At 59.5% G+C, this 16,925-nt stretch carries 10 protein-coding genes and 2 pseudogenes; 4 read left to right on the top strand and 8 right to left on the bottom strand.

Translation table 11 applies throughout. From position 1 onward, the window contains the following. The first annotated feature begins 315 nt into the window (after positions 1 to 315). Positions 316 to 980 (top strand): annotated as a pseudogene (locus USDA257_RS38530) (protein-L-isoaspartate O-methyltransferase family protein). A gap of 225 nt (positions 981 to 1,205) precedes the next feature. On the opposite strand, the gene USDA257_RS13080 reads toward USDA257_RS38530, so the two are convergent. Both USDA257_RS13080 and USDA257_RS36605 read right to left on the bottom strand, forming a co-directional pair. Then, positions 1,206 to 1,709 (bottom strand): MarR family winged helix-turn-helix transcriptional regulator, encoded by a 504-nt coding sequence (locus USDA257_RS13080; protein WP_014763439.1) that lies wholly within the window; start codon positions 1,707 to 1,709, stop codon positions 1,206 to 1,208. Positions 1,710 to 1,855: 146 nt separating this feature from the next. Then, positions 1,856 to 1,958: pseudogene (locus USDA257_RS36605) on the bottom strand (IS5/IS1182 family transposase); the annotation flags it as partial. Positions 1,959 to 2,604: 646 nt separating this feature from the next. On the opposite strand from USDA257_RS36605, the gene USDA257_RS13070 reads away from it, so the two are divergent. Next, on the top strand, positions 2,605 to 2,829 hold the full coding sequence (locus tag USDA257_RS13070; protein WP_041414176.1) for a hypothetical protein: 225 nt from the start codon (positions 2,605 to 2,607) through the stop codon (positions 2,827 to 2,829). A gap of 29 nt (positions 2,830 to 2,858) precedes the next feature. Here the strand turns inward: USDA257_RS13070 and USDA257_RS36600 are convergent, their stop codons facing one another. After that, entirely contained in the window at positions 2,859 to 3,047 is a 189-nt protein-coding gene (locus USDA257_RS36600; protein WP_014763436.1) for a hypothetical protein, read from the bottom strand. A 553-nt stretch (positions 3,048 to 3,600) separates the two neighbouring features. Here USDA257_RS36600 and USDA257_RS13055 point away from each other — a divergent pair. Beyond that, positions 3,601 to 10,677, top strand: coding sequence for a hypothetical protein (locus USDA257_RS13055; protein WP_014763435.1), 7,077 nt, complete (start codon positions 3,601 to 3,603; stop codon positions 10,675 to 10,677). A gap of 163 nt (positions 10,678 to 10,840) precedes the next feature. Here the strand turns inward: USDA257_RS13055 and USDA257_RS38780 are convergent, their stop codons facing one another. The 5 genes from USDA257_RS38780 to USDA257_RS13025 form a co-directional block, all read right to left on the bottom strand. Then, complete coding sequence (locus USDA257_RS38780) at positions 10,841 to 11,113, bottom strand: hypothetical protein (RefSeq protein ID WP_144051926.1); 273 nt, start codon at positions 11,111 to 11,113, stop codon at positions 10,841 to 10,843. Between the two features lie 1,672 nt (positions 11,114 to 12,785). Beyond that, positions 12,786 to 13,424: a response regulator gene (locus USDA257_RS13040; RefSeq protein ID WP_014763433.1), complete on the bottom strand. Its 639-nt coding sequence runs from the start codon at positions 13,422 to 13,424 to the stop codon at positions 12,786 to 12,788. Next, positions 13,412 to 15,091, bottom strand: a complete 1,680-nt coding sequence (locus tag USDA257_RS13035) for a sensor histidine kinase (RefSeq protein ID WP_014763432.1) — start codon at positions 15,089 to 15,091, stop codon at positions 13,412 to 13,414. The genes USDA257_RS13040 and USDA257_RS13035 overlap by 13 nt, the downstream gene beginning before the upstream one ends. Before the next feature lie 96 nt (positions 15,092 to 15,187). Beyond that, positions 15,188 to 15,913: a hypothetical protein gene (locus USDA257_RS13030; protein ID WP_052316340.1), complete on the bottom strand. Its 726-nt coding sequence runs from the start codon at positions 15,911 to 15,913 to the stop codon at positions 15,188 to 15,190. A gap of 443 nt (positions 15,914 to 16,356) precedes the next feature. After that, entirely contained in the window at positions 16,357 to 16,677 is a 321-nt protein-coding gene (locus USDA257_RS13025; protein WP_014763431.1) for a DUF1476 domain-containing protein, read from the bottom strand. A 78-nt stretch (positions 16,678 to 16,755) separates the two neighbouring features. Here USDA257_RS13025 and USDA257_RS38420 point away from each other — a divergent pair, with 78 nt between their 5' ends. Then, complete coding sequence (locus USDA257_RS38420; RefSeq protein WP_014763430.1) at positions 16,756 to 16,890, top strand: hypothetical protein; 135 nt, start codon at positions 16,756 to 16,758, stop codon at positions 16,888 to 16,890. Positions 16,891 to 16,925 lie beyond the last annotated feature (35 nt).

The raw sequence follows: 16,925 nt of genomic DNA, 5'->3' as shown, positions 1-16,925 counted from the left end.
TGCTCACTAGCGACCTTGCGGTGGAGAGTGAATAATACTAGCGATTGACGGTGTGCTTCAATTTGCAGGCAGGTATCTCATCGGGGTCCGTCCGACGGTAATGCCCTTCCTGATCGCGGAGTCAGTTTCGGAACCTTTTTCGAGCGACTGGAACTGGGCCCAATTAAGCCCATTGACCATACAGACACCAATGACCGGTTAGGGACCCATTTGCGGCCACCGCGGTTTGCGCGCCATGGCGCAAGTGGACTCGGTTCCGGTCACGCCTGAGGCCGTCTGATCATAGCTATCTGGCAATGAGGAAGGCCTGCGATCATGAAACCAATGAATGAAGAGCACCTCGCGATCTTACGCAGGCACATGGTCGAGCTGATTGCTATCAATGTCCAGCTTGCGAGCGACGAGCTCGGCAGGGCGGCGCTGATCCGGTGACGGCTGCGATGCAGTGGGTGCCGCGGCATCTCTTCGTGCCAGCCCCGCTTGCGCCTTATGCCTATCGGGACATGCCGCTGCCGATCGGCCTCGATAAAACCATCTCGCAGCCCTTCATGGTCGCTGACCGATCTCCTCGCTCCCCAACGGCATGAGGCAGTGCTCGAAATCGGCACCGGCCTGGGCTATCAAACCGCAATCCTCGCGGAGCTCGCCGGCAGGTCTGGAGCGTGGAAATCATTAAGGAATTCGCAAGCCATGCCGAGGCTCTGCTGCAGGGCTTCGGTTATAGCAATGTCGGCATTCGTGTCTGAGACGGGTCTCGCGGCTGGCCTGAGCGCGTTCCGTTCGACAAGATACTGGTCACGGTGGCGGCCAAGCAGTCGCCGCCGGCATTGCTTGACCAGCTCAAGCCGGATGGACGCCTGGTCAGGCCGTTGGGATCTGGAAAAGGACAATTCCTGACTGTCAATGACAAAAATGCGGCAGGGGAACTCAAGCTTCGCAAACTTCTCCCGGTTCAGTTTAGTCTGCTCGAAAAGGTTTAATGCGGCGTGCGGACATCCGGCCGAGCCGAGACGGGACCTGATTTGCGCCTGAGCGATCTCGAGTTCCCAGCATGCGCACGTGAGCGGCGCCGTCAGTGAGCCGCTGCGATGTCTTTGCAGAGGACCGGCGCGTGGACACCCAGAGTTGCTGCAAGTGGCGCCGGGAGCCGTAACACCTTATCGGCGGCCGGCGACGCCGTTACCGGCGCTCCGCTGGCGGAGCCCCTATGATTTTTCCGGGCCGGCCCGCGTGGTGCGTAGGAGATTGTCGCGTAGCCTCGCCACGTTTCCCTGCACTTCATCAAAGTCGTCTCCAAGCCCGGTCGCGTCGACCAGCGCCGCGGCGGGATCGGAATCGAGCAGAGTGCGTCCGGCGGGGGTCAGGCTCAATCGAACCTGCCGCTCGTCCGCGGGATCGCGGCGACGAATGATGAAGCCTATCTGCTCGAGCTTCTTGAGGATCGGCGTCAGCGTGTTGGATTCGAGGAACATCTTTTCCCCGAGTTCCCCGACGGTCTGGTCGTCCCCCTCGGAGAGGGCGACCAGGGCGATGTATTGAGTGTAAGTCAGGCCAATCTCGTCGAGGATCGGCTTATACGCCCGACCGAAGGCAAGGTTAGCCGAGTAGATCGCGAAGCACAGGAAATTCGACAGCTTCCGTCCCCCGCTGCCTGCCTGCGGGGACGCGGGCGGTCCGCTGGAGCTCTTTGCGGTCGGGGACGTGGTCATGGGTAAATCCAATCGAGTTCTTACTGCCGCATATATAAATCGGGTGCGATTAAATCGCAATATTATAGAGGCGAAAGAGATAGGCACATCGCTGCCGCGGCCACGCTACACATTCGAACGAAACGGTTGTTCAAAATGTCTGGCTTTTCTTCTCCCGTCGCAGCCTGCTGGTGAGCCCCGGGTGATCGAAGTGCTGTCGATCATCTGGATCGCACCGTCATGTGCGGCGGTGATGGCGTTCATCAGCTTCGTTCATTCAGGACCGCACCCCGAATGTGACACGCCGCCCCAATAGTATCGCATGACCTTTGTTGGCGGTGAGAGGCGGCCGAATCCGAGGAGGTTTCAGGAACATGCCGGCCCCGAGCTCCGCCATCTTTCGATTGCCTCGTACCCCTCCGGTCACGGCCGCCTTGCCGAGGTAGGCTGAAGACTGAAAGTCCTAGTGCAAGCACAAGGATGACCGGCCGTTTGGTGGGCAATCGCCCGAGCGCCATCTCAAAACCTTCACCGGCATTCTGTGGCGGCTGTATTGGGGCAGGCTGGCGTTGCACCTCCGGTGGCTTGGGGGCGGATCATTTCGCAACGGCGGCAAACGCGGCGTTGGTCCTACCCACGGGGCCCATGTTGGAGGCGCTTGCGGCGCCGTTGTCGTCGGCGTTGAAGGCAGGACGGGGTCTATTTGGCTTCGGCCCGGCGCTGGCCATTGAGGAGGGCCCATGGATTAGGCCGCGCCCTGCATCGCAGGGCGCGGCTTTCCGCCGTGACCCCGACTGCCGCCGCATATCTCCTCCGGAGATATTGCGTACCGATGCTTAAAATCTCAGATTGAATGGGTGAGCATTGGGCATCAACCAACAATGGAAGACTTCTGACAACGCAGGAGGCGTAGAGGATGACAATATTTTCCAAGTTGCCCGCGATGGCGAGCAGCGCGGCTCAGCAGGTTCAGGAGGACATGGCGCTGATCGCCGGGGCGAGGAAACCGACCTCCCGTGGCGTCGGCTTCGCGTTCTCCTCGATCACGGCCTGGTCGAGATCAACACGCCTGTCATCCTGGGTGGACCGCTTGCAGGAAGTCGAACATTCATCTCGTGGACTGGCGAGGGCATGCGGTTAATGGGACGGGCCAGCTAAGGCTAAGAACCATCAACGAAAATGAGGGATGACCAGGTGAAAAGCATCTTTGCAGGTAATTTCGATCAGGAGAGCGCCATAGAAGCCGCCGTAGAGCTGTACGGTGTGGATGCCACCACGGCCGTGGCTCATTGCGCGCTTGAGGCCTACGTCGATCGTCGAGAGGCGGACCACGAATTCTGGTTTCGCATTTTCGCCCATCTAAAGGGCATTCCACTATCCGATAGCAAGCATTGAAGCCGTAATCGCAACTCCAAAAGCGCCAGCGCAGCCGCGCGGGCCTCGGTGGGCCGGCGAGCGGCCGGCGTGAGCAGCGAGGCGAACGGCGCAGGCCGAGGAAACGCGGTCTCCCCGTCCTTCCTCCCTCCGAAATACCGGTTCGACCCAAACCCCAAAATTGCCGCAAGCGACAAAATCGGCTCCCCATCTGCCCTCTGGGCGGCTTAGTACGGTCTGGTATCAATCCACGCCGGGGAGCGTCAGCAGGTCGCGTCCGAGCTGGAGCGCGCCGTCGCGCAGCACCAGCGGAAAGACGCTGATCAGTGCTGAGCCGCCTCACTGAGCGGTTCTTCAGGTTCAGGCAAGTCCGCTCCTTTATTGGTGGCGCGTATCCGATGGCGTCTCAGCAGCCGGCAGGCAGCCATCGCCAGGTCGCTGGCCAGAGATGCGCGGGATCCTGCATGGACGACGGCATCTCTTTCGGCGCGATCGTTGCTAATAAGAACTGCTTTGGCAGGCCCAAGGGTTTTCACGCATGACCTCCATCATTTCGTCCCTGAGCCCCACTCTGATCAAATCCTATTCGACGGCGGCCGTGGCTGCCTGGACGACGGAAGACGTGGCCTCGTTGACGACGAAGCAGATCAGCGCGATGTCATCGGCTCAGATCGCCGCGCTGGACACGGAGGACGTCGATGTCCTCAGTTCCCGGCAGTTGGCCGCCATCTCCCCAAGCGCCGTCGTCGGTTTGACCCTGGAGCAACTCGCCGTCCTCGACCAATCCGACATCGAAAGCTTCGGCACGAGCCAAGTTGCGGCCCTCACGACGACGCAGGTCGACGGTCTTTCGACGGACCAGACGGAGGCGTTGAGTTCGACCCAGGTCGCGGTTTTTAGCGCGTTGCAGCTCTCGGTCATGAGCGAGGAAGACCTGGCGACCTTCTCGACCGCCGACATCGCGGCCATCGGTGCGAAAGCCGTGTCAGGTCTGGCCACAGAGGTCATCGCATCCCTTTCCACGGATCAGATTGCCGCCTTGAGCACCCGCGCCATCGCCGGCCTGACGGCCGCGCAGATCGCCGCCTTGTCCACCGATCAGATTGCCGCCTTGATGACAGCCCAGGTCGGTGCACTGAAGGCCTCGCAAATCGATGCCTTGGGCAGCGACGATATTGCCGCGCTTTCCACCGATCAGATTGCTGCGCTGAGCGCCTCGGCGATCTCGGGGCTTTCCACCAACCAGTTCGGCGTGTTGGCGATCGACCAGATCGAGGCACTGACCGTCTCACAGGTGAAGGCGCTGACCGCGGCGCAGCTCGGGTCCTTGGAGACGGACGGCATCGCGGCATTCTCGACTTCCGAAATCGCGGCGATCAACAAGGCCGTATGGGGCTTGACCACGGGTGCGATCGCTGCGCTCTCCACCGCACAGATTGCCGCCCTGAACACGACTGCGGTCGCCAACCTGACGACCGCGCAGATGGCCGCCCTGTCGACCGATCAGGCCGAGGCGATGTCTGCCTTGCAGGTGAAGGCGCTGAATTCGAGGCAGCTTGCGGCGCTCGGGACCGACGGCATCGCGACATTCTCGACTGCCGAAATCGCGGCGATCACCAATCTGGCCATCAAGGGAGTGAGTACGGAAGCCATCGCTGCGCTTTCGACCGCTCAGGTTGCTGCCCTGAGCACCAGTGCCATTTCGGGCCTGACCACCGCCCAGAGCGACGCCTTGTCCTCCGACCAGACCGCGGTCCTTTCCGCCGCACAGCTCAGGACATTGAGTTCGGCGCAAGTCGCCGCCTTCGGCACGGACGATCTTGCGGCCTTGTCCACCGATCAGGTCGCGGCGCTCAGCACGAAGGGCGTCCTGGGCCTGACAACCGATCAGATCGCTGCGTTGTCGACCGACCAGATCGAGGCTCTGTCCGTGACACAGGTGAAGGTCCTGAACGCGCGACAGATTGCGGCCCTGGGGACCGACGGGTTGGCTATGTTCTCGACCGGCGACATCGCCGCGATCAGCAACAAAGCCATACTGGGATTGGATGCGGAGGTCATCGCGTCCCTGTCCACCGATCAGATTGCGGCCTTGAGCACGAGTGCGATCGCCAGCCTGTCGAGCACCCAGATCGCCGGCCTGTCGACCGCCCAGGCAGAAGCTTTGTCCGTCTCGCAGGTGAAGGCACTGAGCTCGACACAGCTCGCCGCTCTTGGAGAAGAGGGCGTAGCGACGTTCTCGACCGCCGAGATGGCGGCAATTACCAACAAAGGCGCCCCGGGCGTCAGCGTGGACGCCATTGCAGCGCTTTCCACCGCTCAAATCGCCGCGCTCAGCACGAGTGCGGTCGCGAGCCTGACCACCGCACAGATCGCCGCCTTGTCGACCGACCAGACCGCGGCCCTGTCCACCGCGCAGCTTAAAGCGCTGAGTTCGACGCAAATCGCCGCCTTGAACACGGACAACGTCGCGGCTTTGACCACGGCTCAGGTCGCGGCGCTCGGCACGAAGGCTGTCGCCGGCCTGACCGCCGACCAGATCGAAGCCTTGTCCTCCGATCAGGTCGGGGCTCTCTCCACTGCACAGGTTGCCGCCCTCGGCTCCGAGCAGCTTGCCGTCCTCAGTGCGGAGGACATAGCGGCATTCTCGACCGCCGATATCGCGGCGATCAGTTCGAGCGCCGTTGCCGGATTGTCGGCAGATCTCATCGAGGCCCTCACCACGAACCAGATCGTGGCGCTGACCACGAAGGGCGTCGCTCACCTCAGCACCGACCAGATCGACGCCCTGTCCAGCGACCAGATTGCAGCCCTCTCCTCCACGCAGGTTGCCGTTCTCAGCTCCACCCAGCTCTCGGCCCTCGAGCCAGAGGACATAGAGGCGTTCTCGACCGCCGATATTGCCGCAATCGGCTCGAAGGCCATTTCGGGCTTGTCGGAGGATGTCGTCGCGGCCCTGTCCTCCACGCAGATTGCCGCGCTCAGCACCGCCGGCATCGCGGGCCTGAGCACGGACCAGATGGCCACGCTGAGCTCCGACCAGGTCGTCGCTTTGAGCACCAAACAGATTGCCGCGCTGAAATCGACGCAAGTCGCCGCCTTGAGCACGGAGACTGTCGCGGCCCTGTCCTCGGACATGATCGCCGCGCTCGGCACCGCCGGCATCAGCGAGCTGACCTCTGACCAGGTCGAGGCCCTGTCCACGGACCAGATCGTCGCGCTGAGCACCAAGCAGGTCGCCGCGTTGACGTCGGCGCAAATTGCCGCCCTGGACACGAGCGACATCGAGGCCTTCTCGACCGACCAGATCGCGGCGTTGAGCACAACGGCGATCACCGGGCTGAGCACAAAGCAAATCGTGGCCTTGAGCACCGACCAGATGGAGGCCCTGACCGCCGCCCAGGTCGGAGCCCTAAGTTCGACTCAGATCGGAGCCCTGGGGACGGAGGACATAGCGGTCTTCTCGACCAAGGACATTGCGGCGATCAGCGCGAGCGCCATGACGGGACTGTCCACGGCTGTCATTGCTGCCCTTTCCACCGATGAGATCGCTCTCCTGAGCACGACGGGTATTGCCGGCCTGAGCAGCGCGCAGTTGAACGTGCTCAGCAGCAGCCAGTTCGCCGCCTTGAGCACCAAGCAGGTGGCGGCGCTGGGCTCGGCGCAGGTCGCCGCCCTGGGCACGGACGACCTTGCGGGTCTCTCGACCGATCAGATCGCAGCTTTGAGTGTCACTGCCGTCGCAGGACTGACCACCAGGCAGCTCGTCGCCTTGAGCACCGATCAAGTCGAAGCCCTGACTTCGACCCAGGTCGGCGCTCTGAGTGCGACGCAGCTTGTAGTCCTGGGGACGGAAGACATTGCGGTCTTCTCGACCAAGGACATCGCGGCCATCAGTTCGAGTGCCATTTCGAGCCTCTCCACGGCCGCCGTCTCGGCCCTCTCGACGGATCGGGTTGCGGCCCTGAGCACGGCCGGCATTGCCGGCCTGAGCAGCGCACAGGTCAACGCGCTCAGTACCAGCCAGCTCGCCGCCTTGAGCACCAAGCAGGTTGCCGCCCTGAGTTCGACGCAAGTCACCGCCTTGGGCACAAGCGATATCACGGCCCTCTCGACCGATCAGATCGGGGCCTTGGGCACGGCTGCCATGGCGGGACTGACCACGAAGCAGCTCGCTGCCTTGAGCACGGATCAGCTAGAGGCTCTGACCGCGGCGCAGGTCGGCGCCCTGAGCTCGACGCAGCTTGCAGTCCTGGGGACGGAAGACGTGGCGGTCTTCTCGATCAAGGACATTGCTGCCATCAGCGCGAGTGCCATAGCGGGACTGTCCACGTCTGCCGTCGCTTCCCTTTCGACCGATCAGATCGCAGCCTTGAGCGCCACGGCCGTCGCCGGACTGACCACCAAGCAGATCGCTGTTCTGAACTCCGACCAGATTGCCGCCTTGTCGACCGACCAGATTGGCGGGCTGACGTCGCAGCAAATCTCCGCGCTTGATGCGGACGATATAACGGCGCTGTCGGTCGAGGACATTGCGGCGATCGGCGCGGATCTCGTTTCCGGCCTTTCGACGGATGTCATAGCTGCCTTCTCCGCCGGTCAGATCGCTGCGTTGAGCACGGCTGCCGTTGCGGCGCTGAGCACCAAGCAGGTCGATGCCTTGAACAGCGATCAGCTTGCGGCCTTGACCACGGCCCAGATGGGGGCGCTCACGTCCAGACAGGTCGACGTGTTGAGCACGGACGACGTCGCGGCGCTCTCGACCGACCAGATCGCCGCCTTGAGCGCGGGCGGCGTTGTCGGTCTGAGCACGGCGGATATTTCCATCCTGAGCGCGGACCAGGTCGATGCCTTGACGACGGACCAGATCGCCGCGCTCGGCTCCAAGCAAATCGCTGCGCTGAGCACGCACGACATTGCAGGCTTCTCGACGGCGGAGATCGCGGCTCTCAGTTCAAGCGCCGTGGCGGGACTGTCCACGGATACGATTGCGGCGCTTTCGGCGGAACAGATCGCGGCTTTGAGCACGGCCGGCGTCGCCGGTCTTACGACGGCCCAAATGAGTACGTTGAGCACCGACCAGATCGCAGCCCTGTCGACCGAACAGGTCGCTGTCCTCAGCTCCAAGCAGGCGGCGGCCCTGGGCACCGAGGACATTGCGGCCTTCTCGGCGGACCAGATTGCCGCGCTTGGCACGGCTGGCATTGCGGTCCTTTCCACGGCACAGATCGATGCGCTGAGCGCCGAGCAGCTCGCGGCCCTGACCTCAGAACAGGTCGCGGCGCTGAGTTCGACGCAGATCGCGGCGCTGAGCACGGAGGATCTCGCGACCTTCTCGACCGCGGATATCGCGGCGATCAGTTCGGATGCCGTAGCGGGGTTGTCTACGGACATGATAGCAGCGCTTTCGGCGGATCAGATCGCTGCCTTGAGCGCGGACGGCGTCGCAGACCTTTCCACCGCCCAGCTCAACGCCTTGAGCGCCGACCAGCTCGAGGCCCTGTCGACCGACCAGATCGCTGCTCTCAGGTCCAAGCAGGTGGCGGCGCTGGGCACCGACGACATTGCGGCTCTTTCGACGGAACAGATTGCCACACTGAGCACGGCGGGCGTTGCGGCGCTTTCGACCATGCAGATCCAGGCGCTGAGCGCCGATCAGCTCGAGGCTCTGACCATGAGTCAGATCGCGGTGATGAGTTCGACGCAGATTGCGGTGCTGAGCACGGACGATCTGGAGAGCTTTTCGAGCGCGGATATCGGGGCGATCAGCTCGGGCGCCGTGGCGGGATTGTCCACGGACACGATCGCAGCGCTTTCGGCGGATCAGATTGCCGCCTTGAGCGCGGCGGGCGTCGCCGGTCTTTCCACCATCCAGATCCAGGCGTTGAGCACCGCCCAGATCGAGGCACTGTCGACCGACCAGATCGCAGCCCTGAACTCCAAGCAGGTGGCGGTGCTGGGAACGGACGACATCGCGATTCTCTCGACGGACCAGATTGCCGCGCTGGGTGCGGCAGCGTTTGCAAGCCTTTCCACCGCCCAGATCGACACGCTGAACGCCGATCAGCTCGAGGCCCTGACCTCGGCCCAGGTGGCGGTGATGAGTTCGACGCAGATCGCGGCGCTGAGTACGGACGATCTGGAAAGCTTCTCGACCGAGGATATCGCAGCGATCAGTTCGCGTGCCGTGGCGGGATTGTCCACCGACACGATAGCGGCGCTTTCGGAAGATCAGATCGCGGCGCTGGGCACGGGTGGCATCGCCGGCCTTTCAACGGCCCAGATCAACGCCTTGAACATCGACCAGGTCGAGGCTCTCACCTCGTTCCAGATTGCCGCACTGAGTTCGAAGCAGATCGCCGTTCTCGGCACGGATGATCTGGAGACCTTCTCGACGGATGAAATAGCGGCGATCAGTTCGACTGCCGTGTTGGGGCTCTCCACAGACACCATCGCTGCGCTTTCGGTCGATCAGATCGGGGCCTTGAGCTCGGCCGGCATATCAGGCCTTTCCACCGCCCAGATCAACGCGCTGAGCACCGACCAGATCGAGGGCCTGTCAACGGCGCAGATCAGCGGTCTCGGCTCCAAGCAAGTGGCGGCACTAAGCACCGACGATCTCGCGGTACTCTCGACGGCGCAGATTGCCGCTTTGAGCACGGCGGGCGTTGCCGGCCTCGGCAGCGATCAGGTCAGGGCCCTGAGCGACGATCAGGTCGACGCCCTTACCACCGTGCAGATCGCCGCCATGAGCTCGGATGCGCTGTCGGGGCTGAGCACGGATGATCTGGAGGGGTTCTCGGCCGAGGAACTCGCGGCGATCAGCTCTTCCGCCATCAGGGGACTGCCCACGGAATTCATCGCCGGGCTCTCCACCGCCGAGATCGCCGCTCTGGGGACCACCAGCATTGCGGGCCTGAGCAGCGCCCAGGTCGGAACCATGAGCGCTACTCAGATCGACTCGCTGTCCACCGGTCAAATTGCCGCCTTGAGCGCCGATGGGCTCGCCGGTCTGACCACCGAGGATATCGGTACGTTCTCGACCGCGGAACTGGCGGCGATCAACGCGTCGGCCATCAAAGGCCTGTCCACCACCTTTGTCGCAGCGCTCTCCACTGCCGAGATCGCCGCATTGAGAACAAGCCAGATCGGATCGCTGAGCTACAACCAGGTGGCGGCGATGAGCACCGCCCAGATCGCCACCTTGTCCACGGCGCAGCTCAGTGCCCTCAACGCCATACAGGCAGCGGCTCTGGGGACTGACGACATCGCCCAGCTCTCCACCGATCATATCGTCGCCTTGAGCACGAGCGCGATCTCGGGGTTGAGCACCAGGGTCGTCGCCGCCTTGACGACAGACCAGGCCGAGGCTTTGACGTCGGTCCAGGTCAGTGCGATGACCTCGGCGCAGGTCGCCGCACTGGAGACCGACGATCTGGCAACCTTCTCAGCGGAAGATGTCGCCTCGTTCAGCGCATCCGGTGTGGCGGGCCTGTCCACAGAAGACATCGGGAATCTGTCTAGCACGCAACTGAACGCCTTGATGGACTCCCAGATGGACGCTCTGAGCTCCGATCAGATAGCGGCAGTGATCGCGGCCTATCTGGCGGTGTAATATCGACCTATGTGGGTCATCGTTCGGACTGCAAAGGACCGCGATGTTCAGAATTGACCTATAGCTTCCCAACGGCATTGGTGCGAAAATTTGAAGATCCGCGACGACTCGACAAAGATCGCCTACCGCTGCCAAAGCAGGAAAGTCGCGCTCCTTCGCAGCTTCATCGAAAATCCCCGTGCCCTTCCCTGGCCACGTCGGCCGAGCGTCCTTGGTCAACTCGGCGCGCCCTGCGGTCTCGGCGGGGACGATCACGACCGGAGCCATCGCGATTATCGGCGCCGGATTTGGCGATAGCGTCCGAAGTGAGGCTAGTGGACAGTAGCATTGTAACCAATGGCGGCGTGATGGCAGCGAAGCGACCGCATTTCTTTAGAAATTCGCGGCGGTCTTCTTCACTCCGTGTTGGCCGCGCTTGGGGTGTTTTGGAGTGCATTGACGTGGACTCCTCAGCATCCAACAACTATCAACTTGGATGCGATCCTCCCATTCCCCTGAGGACTTGAGAATATATAGAACTGTATACCGAAGGGTTATGTTAGCAGGTCCGATCGAATTTTTTGACATGAGTACGACCCGGATCACCAAAGGCGCTTGGCGTTCGAGATCGCGCAGTAGTCGTGCCTTCGCCACCTGATCTTCTTGGCAGGAAATTTTTCGCCTGTATATGATCCTCTATATTCTCACGTGGGTCCTTCGGTGCAATTATTCTAAGCGCAACGTGCCTTGATGCCAAATAGCTGTTGAAATGATCCTACGTATTTAATTTTGAGAGTTTTTTGATGACGAATTTCATACAGACTCAATATTATCAAAGTTAGTTTAGAAAGAAATTTCTACTCTCTTTTCCTAACAATGGTATACTAGAAAATAAGGGTGTTTGTGGAAAACGAGATAATCCAATCATGCCTGCAGCGAAAAACAAGACAATGTTAAACGATATTGTCAGGCAAATTGATTCTACTAGCAGATCAGCGGAGGCCCCCAATGGCCTCTTTTTTTGGGGTAGACTTCTGAAAGCGAGATTCAAATACTCTTATTATTAGCTGTCATGTATTGCACATGCAGGGCGGCAAGCGCTACGGGAATCTTCAACCCTATCGATCAACACCGTGATCTCGCGAAGTGCTGCTGGCCAAAGCGTCTCAAGCGAGCAAGCAGGGATATTTGAAGTTTAACCTGCTTACACCCCGTGAACTTAAGTTCACGACACTGATTTGCGGCGGCCTTTCCAACCGAGCAATTTGCCTCTACCTTGGCAACATCAGATGGGGAGCGATCAGAATCCACCTGCACAACATCTCCGAAAACTGGACATTGGGACTCGCTCAGCGCTTGCCGCGCGTCGGGCACAATATATGACAAGCAGGCCTGCGTGAAATCGCAAAAAAAAGGAGGCCACCAGGGCCTCCGAATACGAGCGAGCTTTTTGGATGCGGGTTCAATTAGTTTCCCGAACTGGTCGTGCGGCTGTCTTGTCTTCCTATGTCACCGGACGGGTGTCCCCGGTCGCGGTTATCTGCGAATGCCTTGCCGGATTCAAGGCCGTCGGAGGGACTGATTGAAAGCATCGGAAATGCCAACAAAGAAGACACGCCCAATGCACATGCAAAAAGCACTTTCGTGATAGAAACCATGGTAAAACTCCTTGCTAGAAGCGAGGCCGTTGCAACCTATGTCTATATCTTTATGGCCCAATATCTCGAAGGGTCTACGCCTTCGGGACTGAAATAATTACATCGAAAGATGGGGTTGCGAAATATAGAGGACGATATATGGCGTTCGGTTTGAAGCTTCCGAAAGGGAAGATCGCTGTGGCGACCCCACTGCACGCTTCCATAAAGGGTAGCCCGTTTAGGGTTCAAAACATGCAGCATCTCAACTGCTACAGCGCCAAAGCAACGTTTGCGCATCTGATAAGAAGCGCGGCGCCGTAGTGAAATTGGCCTCGCAAATTGGCCTCGCAAGCAGCCCATGAAACATGGCGACGGTGTTCGCTTCAGCCTCTTACTGTTAGTTGCCCATAGTGCGAAGGAACCCGCGCAGATCGCCTGATTGTCGGCGGTTCCGCCAAACTGTTTCGCATTATTTCAGAGCGTATGATACATTCAAACATTCTTATTATTAGCAGTCATGTATTGGACATGTAGGGCGGCAAGCGCTGTACGATTACTAATCTCCAACTTACGGAAAATATTGTGTAAATGAATTCCGACTGTTCCTTCTGATGTGCCGATCCTCTCAGCAATGGTGCGGTTCGAAAGCCCACTGCATATCAACACGGTGATCTGGCGTTCCCGCGCCGTAAGGAGATTAAGCTTTTCGACCATGCCTTCATCACTCGGCATCGACGCTCTTGATAGCAGCTCCTGCGGGAGCCACTTGCCTCCGTTTGCGACTTTGCGCATGCAGTTCAGCAGTTCTTCCGGGGCGTACTCCTTCAAGAGAATTCCAGACAATCCCATTTTCAGTGCATCGGCAATCTGGGGTCCGCTTATCGTTGCCGTGAGAAAAATGAATTTGGTCAGTCTTTTGTTGCGCGTCGCCCGCAGAATCTCTAGTCCACCCATACTTGGGATCGCCACATCAAGAACGGCAATGTCTGGCTGAAGATCGCAAATCAGCGAAACTGCTTCGGTTCCGCTGGTGGTTGCACCGACGACTTCAAACTCTGGTGCCGCGCTCATCAGATCCTGGAGGCCCCTCAGGAGCAGAGGGTGGTCGTCCACGATGATCACTGAGTACATGACCAGCCCTCCAGCCTAGCAGGGAGCGTGATCTGAAGCCCGAAGCCAGGCGACGTCGCGCAAACTGTGAGTTGCCCACCCAGTTCCGCGACGCGTTGCGAAAGCGACGAGGGCTTCTGAGGCTCCAAGTTCTCGGGCACCCCGGAGCCATCGTCAGTTATTTCGAGGGTTAGGCTATCTTCCACTCCTGTGACGATGATGTTCAGTCGTGTGGCTCGCCCATGACGGACCGCATTGGCCGCGGCTTCGGAGATCAACTGCATTATCTCGTGCAGCATCCATTTTGGCACCACGAGTTCTGCGGGGCCAAACGAAAACCCGATGTCGCAATTCCAACGCGCTTTTAAGAGCTTTAGGAAATCGGGGAGGGTCTGCCCGAGTCGAGCAAGACTACCTCCCTCAGCCGCTCGGCTGTCCTCGACGAATTTGCGCAAGCACTGTTGTTGCTCAAGAAGGAGCAGCCCCACCTCCGTCAATTGTGCCTTTGCAGCATTCGGAACCGCTTCGCTGATCAGTTTCAGCTTCAGACGCGCCGCGGTAAGGTTCTGGAGAACGGTATCATGCAAGTCCCTTGCAAGACGCATGCGCTCTTCCGCGAGCGCCGACTGAATCAAAGCGATACGTTCAAGTTCCGCGCTGAGGCGAGCGGCAATGATCTGAGTTAAAGCGGGGCCACCGTCAGGATTAGGGGCAGGGCTGATGACAAAGACGCATCCACGAAATCGAATACTCGAAAAGGCAGCTGCAGATACTTTGCAATGTGTTTCACTGGGCTTTGCGGATAACTCCGGCAATTCAGCGAAGATCGCGTCCAGTTTTTTGCTGCTCTTGCGTCGATCTGTGGCATGTTGTTGCGGGTCGTGACGTTGCCAGAACTCAGAGCCCTTGACGTCGATCAACTGCAGATTGCCGCATGTCCAGTAGGCGACGCATCCCGATTCAAGCTCCTGATCACGCCAGATCACTAGCAGGTGTGGGCCTCCCAGGACCCGGGAGGCGTGTTCCAGGAGTATTCCCAACCAGGATACCGAGTCCTCGCCTATAGCACCTGGCGGCCACTGTGCAAGTTGGGCTAAGCGTTGCCTGCTTTGTTCCCTATAGGCCCCGAAATATCCCAGAGTAGCCGCTATCAGCACAAAATAGATGGACCTCATGATGAAGAGATTGAGCTCCGATTCCCCATCCAGCAGATCAGGAATGCCTACGACCAGTTGGACGAAAAGGGCGATTAACGCACCAAGCGTCGCTCCCTTTAAACCCCAGCGCATCGTCATCGATAAGATCACGAATGGGAGAATGGTGAAAAACGGGCTGGCAAGCTCATTCGTCAGAAATGTCAGCCAGCCGACCACTGCGGCATCAACAATATGGATGAACAAATGCGCAGGACTATCGAACGAACGGCGGAGAGGAAAGAAGATCAGCCCAATGGAAAGGAAGAGATACAGACACAGAACAACCCGGGACTCATAAAGCTGCGAGTTGGGTCGAGTCGGATCCAGATAGATCGCCAGGAAAGCAAACGCGGCACTCAGAAATCGACCGATACAAATCAATCGCTCAGGGTCGGTGCGCAGCAACCAGTTGCGGGCCAGACTCGCAAACCCCTTCCCCGGCCAATGCGAGTGCCTCGCGTCGGCATTGCGACTAAATTCTATGCTAACCATGCGCAACTCCGCATAGAAGCTCTCGCGTGAGTAGGAAAATGTATTTTCAGTATTTCTAAATCTTCACTACAAAGGCGAGAAAAGTCAACGAAAGCGTCAGCCACCATCTCGACCCGGCTGGGCAACATGCCGATTGTGCCGGAATGCTCCTGCGAAGCGCCTACTCCGTATGTTCGCCGCGGTCTCGGAGCTATGGTGAGATTTTGGGAGCCAAGCCAAGAAAGCCGCTGCAGTCCAGAAAGCGAGGACGAGGTAAATTGGAGGCGAAGTTAACGGGTCGATAATCATCCAGCCGAGTGTGAATTGGATTGGATGCCTGATGGACTCGACGATCACATGCAAATTCGGCGCGTCTTTCGGCTGAAATCTAGGGACCTGGTAAATCATTCCTGAACACAGGAACACGACTGCCGTCCACAAAAACGGTCTCCCAAGCTGAGAGGCCAGTAGCAGACCCGCCATAGAAAACACACCAAAAAGCCCAACGGATATCAGGGTGGCATCTGCTTGTTTTCCCAAAGCTTGAATGTCAATCCGGTTCAGCCATTCCCTTAACACATAGTTCGCTGACGCCAAGGTGAGCACACTTAAACCACCGGCAACGATCGACAGCGCGAGATGGTCCGCCAGTGGGGGATCTCGAAAAGCATAGGCGAGGACGACGCCGACAATAATCGACGGGTGTTTGGTGGCGAGGTCGTGCCAAAGAAGCGCACTCTTGTGCGGTTTCATCGCGGCAGCCGCAGGACCGTCTCTATCCAGCCTCGTGAACTCCTCTGCCGGCACAGAAGCCGCGATACGGCGCTTTATTCCTTGGTCCATTGAGAACTACCCCAGCGGCCGTTCCGGCGTAATAAATCCATCACGAGTAAGAAGGTGTTGTCCCCTTAATAGCACTAGGTGGAGCTGGACGGAATCTAGAGTATTATATAGACCTTGCCGAGGGGCATGCGGCGCGCCAAAGTTCGGCCATCGCCACTTGCATTGTCGTTCAGCGCTAGACCAACAGAAAATCACCGGTATGGAAGTTGCCGAAGTGCCCAGAAGCGTGACATTGTCGAGTTCCGCGATAAGCACCGCGCCACCGGCAACATTCGGGTTGGTATCGTAATATGCCGCAGCGTGGCCTAGATCCGTATTGTGGAATATCAAGAACGCGCCTGTCGTGATGTTTCCGTAGCCGCTGATCGAGCTCTGGCTCCGGTTCCGAAGGCCGACAGGAACCGTACCTCCTTCCGCAGTTATCTGTCAGAACTCAGCGGAATTCACGTGTTCTTGATCTGGTCGACGGCGGTCGCCAGCAGTTCGTCCATAACGCTGCGAATCTCATGGTCGGGCTGTGCGACGCCAGCTGCGTCGAAATCGGCGCGCACCTTGCGGAACACATCGTTGTCCCCTGCTTCCTCGAAGTCCGCGCGCACCACCTCCTTCGCATAGGCGTCGGCGTCCGCGCCGGTCTTGCCGAGCTTCTCGGCGGCCCATAGGCCGAAGAGCTTGTTGCGACGTGCCATGGCCTTGAACTTCGATTCCTCGTCCATCGCGAATTTCTTTTCGAAGCCTTCTTGGCGGTCTCTCATGCTGCTCATGCTTGGCCCTCGGTTCGGGTGCAGGTTCCGACCTTCATCCGACATCCGCGGATGTCCGGCTATTAGTCGAAGCTCAGAGTGGCGCGAACGGGCATTATTGGCAAGACCGCACCGCCCAACGTGATCGATCAGCAGCGCGCCGAAACAGGTTGCCTGCCGGCGCGCCGCGCCGCTCGTCTCAATTCCGTCGATACCATCATGGGCGCATCATGACTGCGCTGAATTGAGGCCGAGAAACTGACCCTATC

It is taken from the genome of Sinorhizobium fredii USDA 257 (genome assembly GCF_000265205.3).
GTDB lineage: Bacteria > Pseudomonadota > Alphaproteobacteria > Rhizobiales > Rhizobiaceae > Sinorhizobium > Sinorhizobium fredii_B.
The sequence above is the reverse complement of the archived record's forward strand: the minus strand, read 5'-3'. Positions and strand labels throughout refer to the sequence as shown.

Bases quoted from the DNA above. Each gene is read 5' to 3' on its own strand.
- USDA257_RS13040 (WP_014763433.1), bottom strand. From the start codon at position 13,424: ATGTACTCAGTGATCATCGTGGACGACCACCCTCTGCTCCTGAGGGGC.
- USDA257_RS38780 (WP_144051926.1), bottom strand. From the start codon at position 11,113: ATGCACTCCAAAACACCCCAAGCGCGGCCAACACGGAGTGAAGAAGAC.
- USDA257_RS13080 (WP_014763439.1), bottom strand. From the start codon at position 1,709: ATGACCACGTCCCCGACCGCAAAGAGCTCCAGCGGACCGCCCGCGTCC.
- USDA257_RS13035 (WP_014763432.1), bottom strand. From the start codon at position 15,091: ATGGTTAGCATAGAATTTAGTCGCAATGCCGACGCGAGGCACTCGCAT.
- USDA257_RS36600 (WP_014763436.1), bottom strand. From the start codon at position 3,047: ATGGGCGAAAATGCGAAACCAGAATTCGTGGTCCGCCTCTCGACGATC.
- USDA257_RS13025 (WP_014763431.1), bottom strand. From the start codon at position 16,677: ATGAGCAGCATGAGAGACCGCCAAGAAGGCTTCGAAAAGAAATTCGCG.
- USDA257_RS13070 (WP_041414176.1), top strand. From the start codon at position 2,605: ATGACAATATTTTCCAAGTTGCCCGCGATGGCGAGCAGCGCGGCTCAG.
- USDA257_RS13055 (WP_014763435.1), top strand. From the start codon at position 3,601: ATGACCTCCATCATTTCGTCCCTGAGCCCCACTCTGATCAAATCCTAT.
- USDA257_RS13030 (WP_052316340.1), bottom strand. From the start codon at position 15,913: ATGGACCAAGGAATAAAGCGCCGTATCGCGGCTTCTGTGCCGGCAGAG.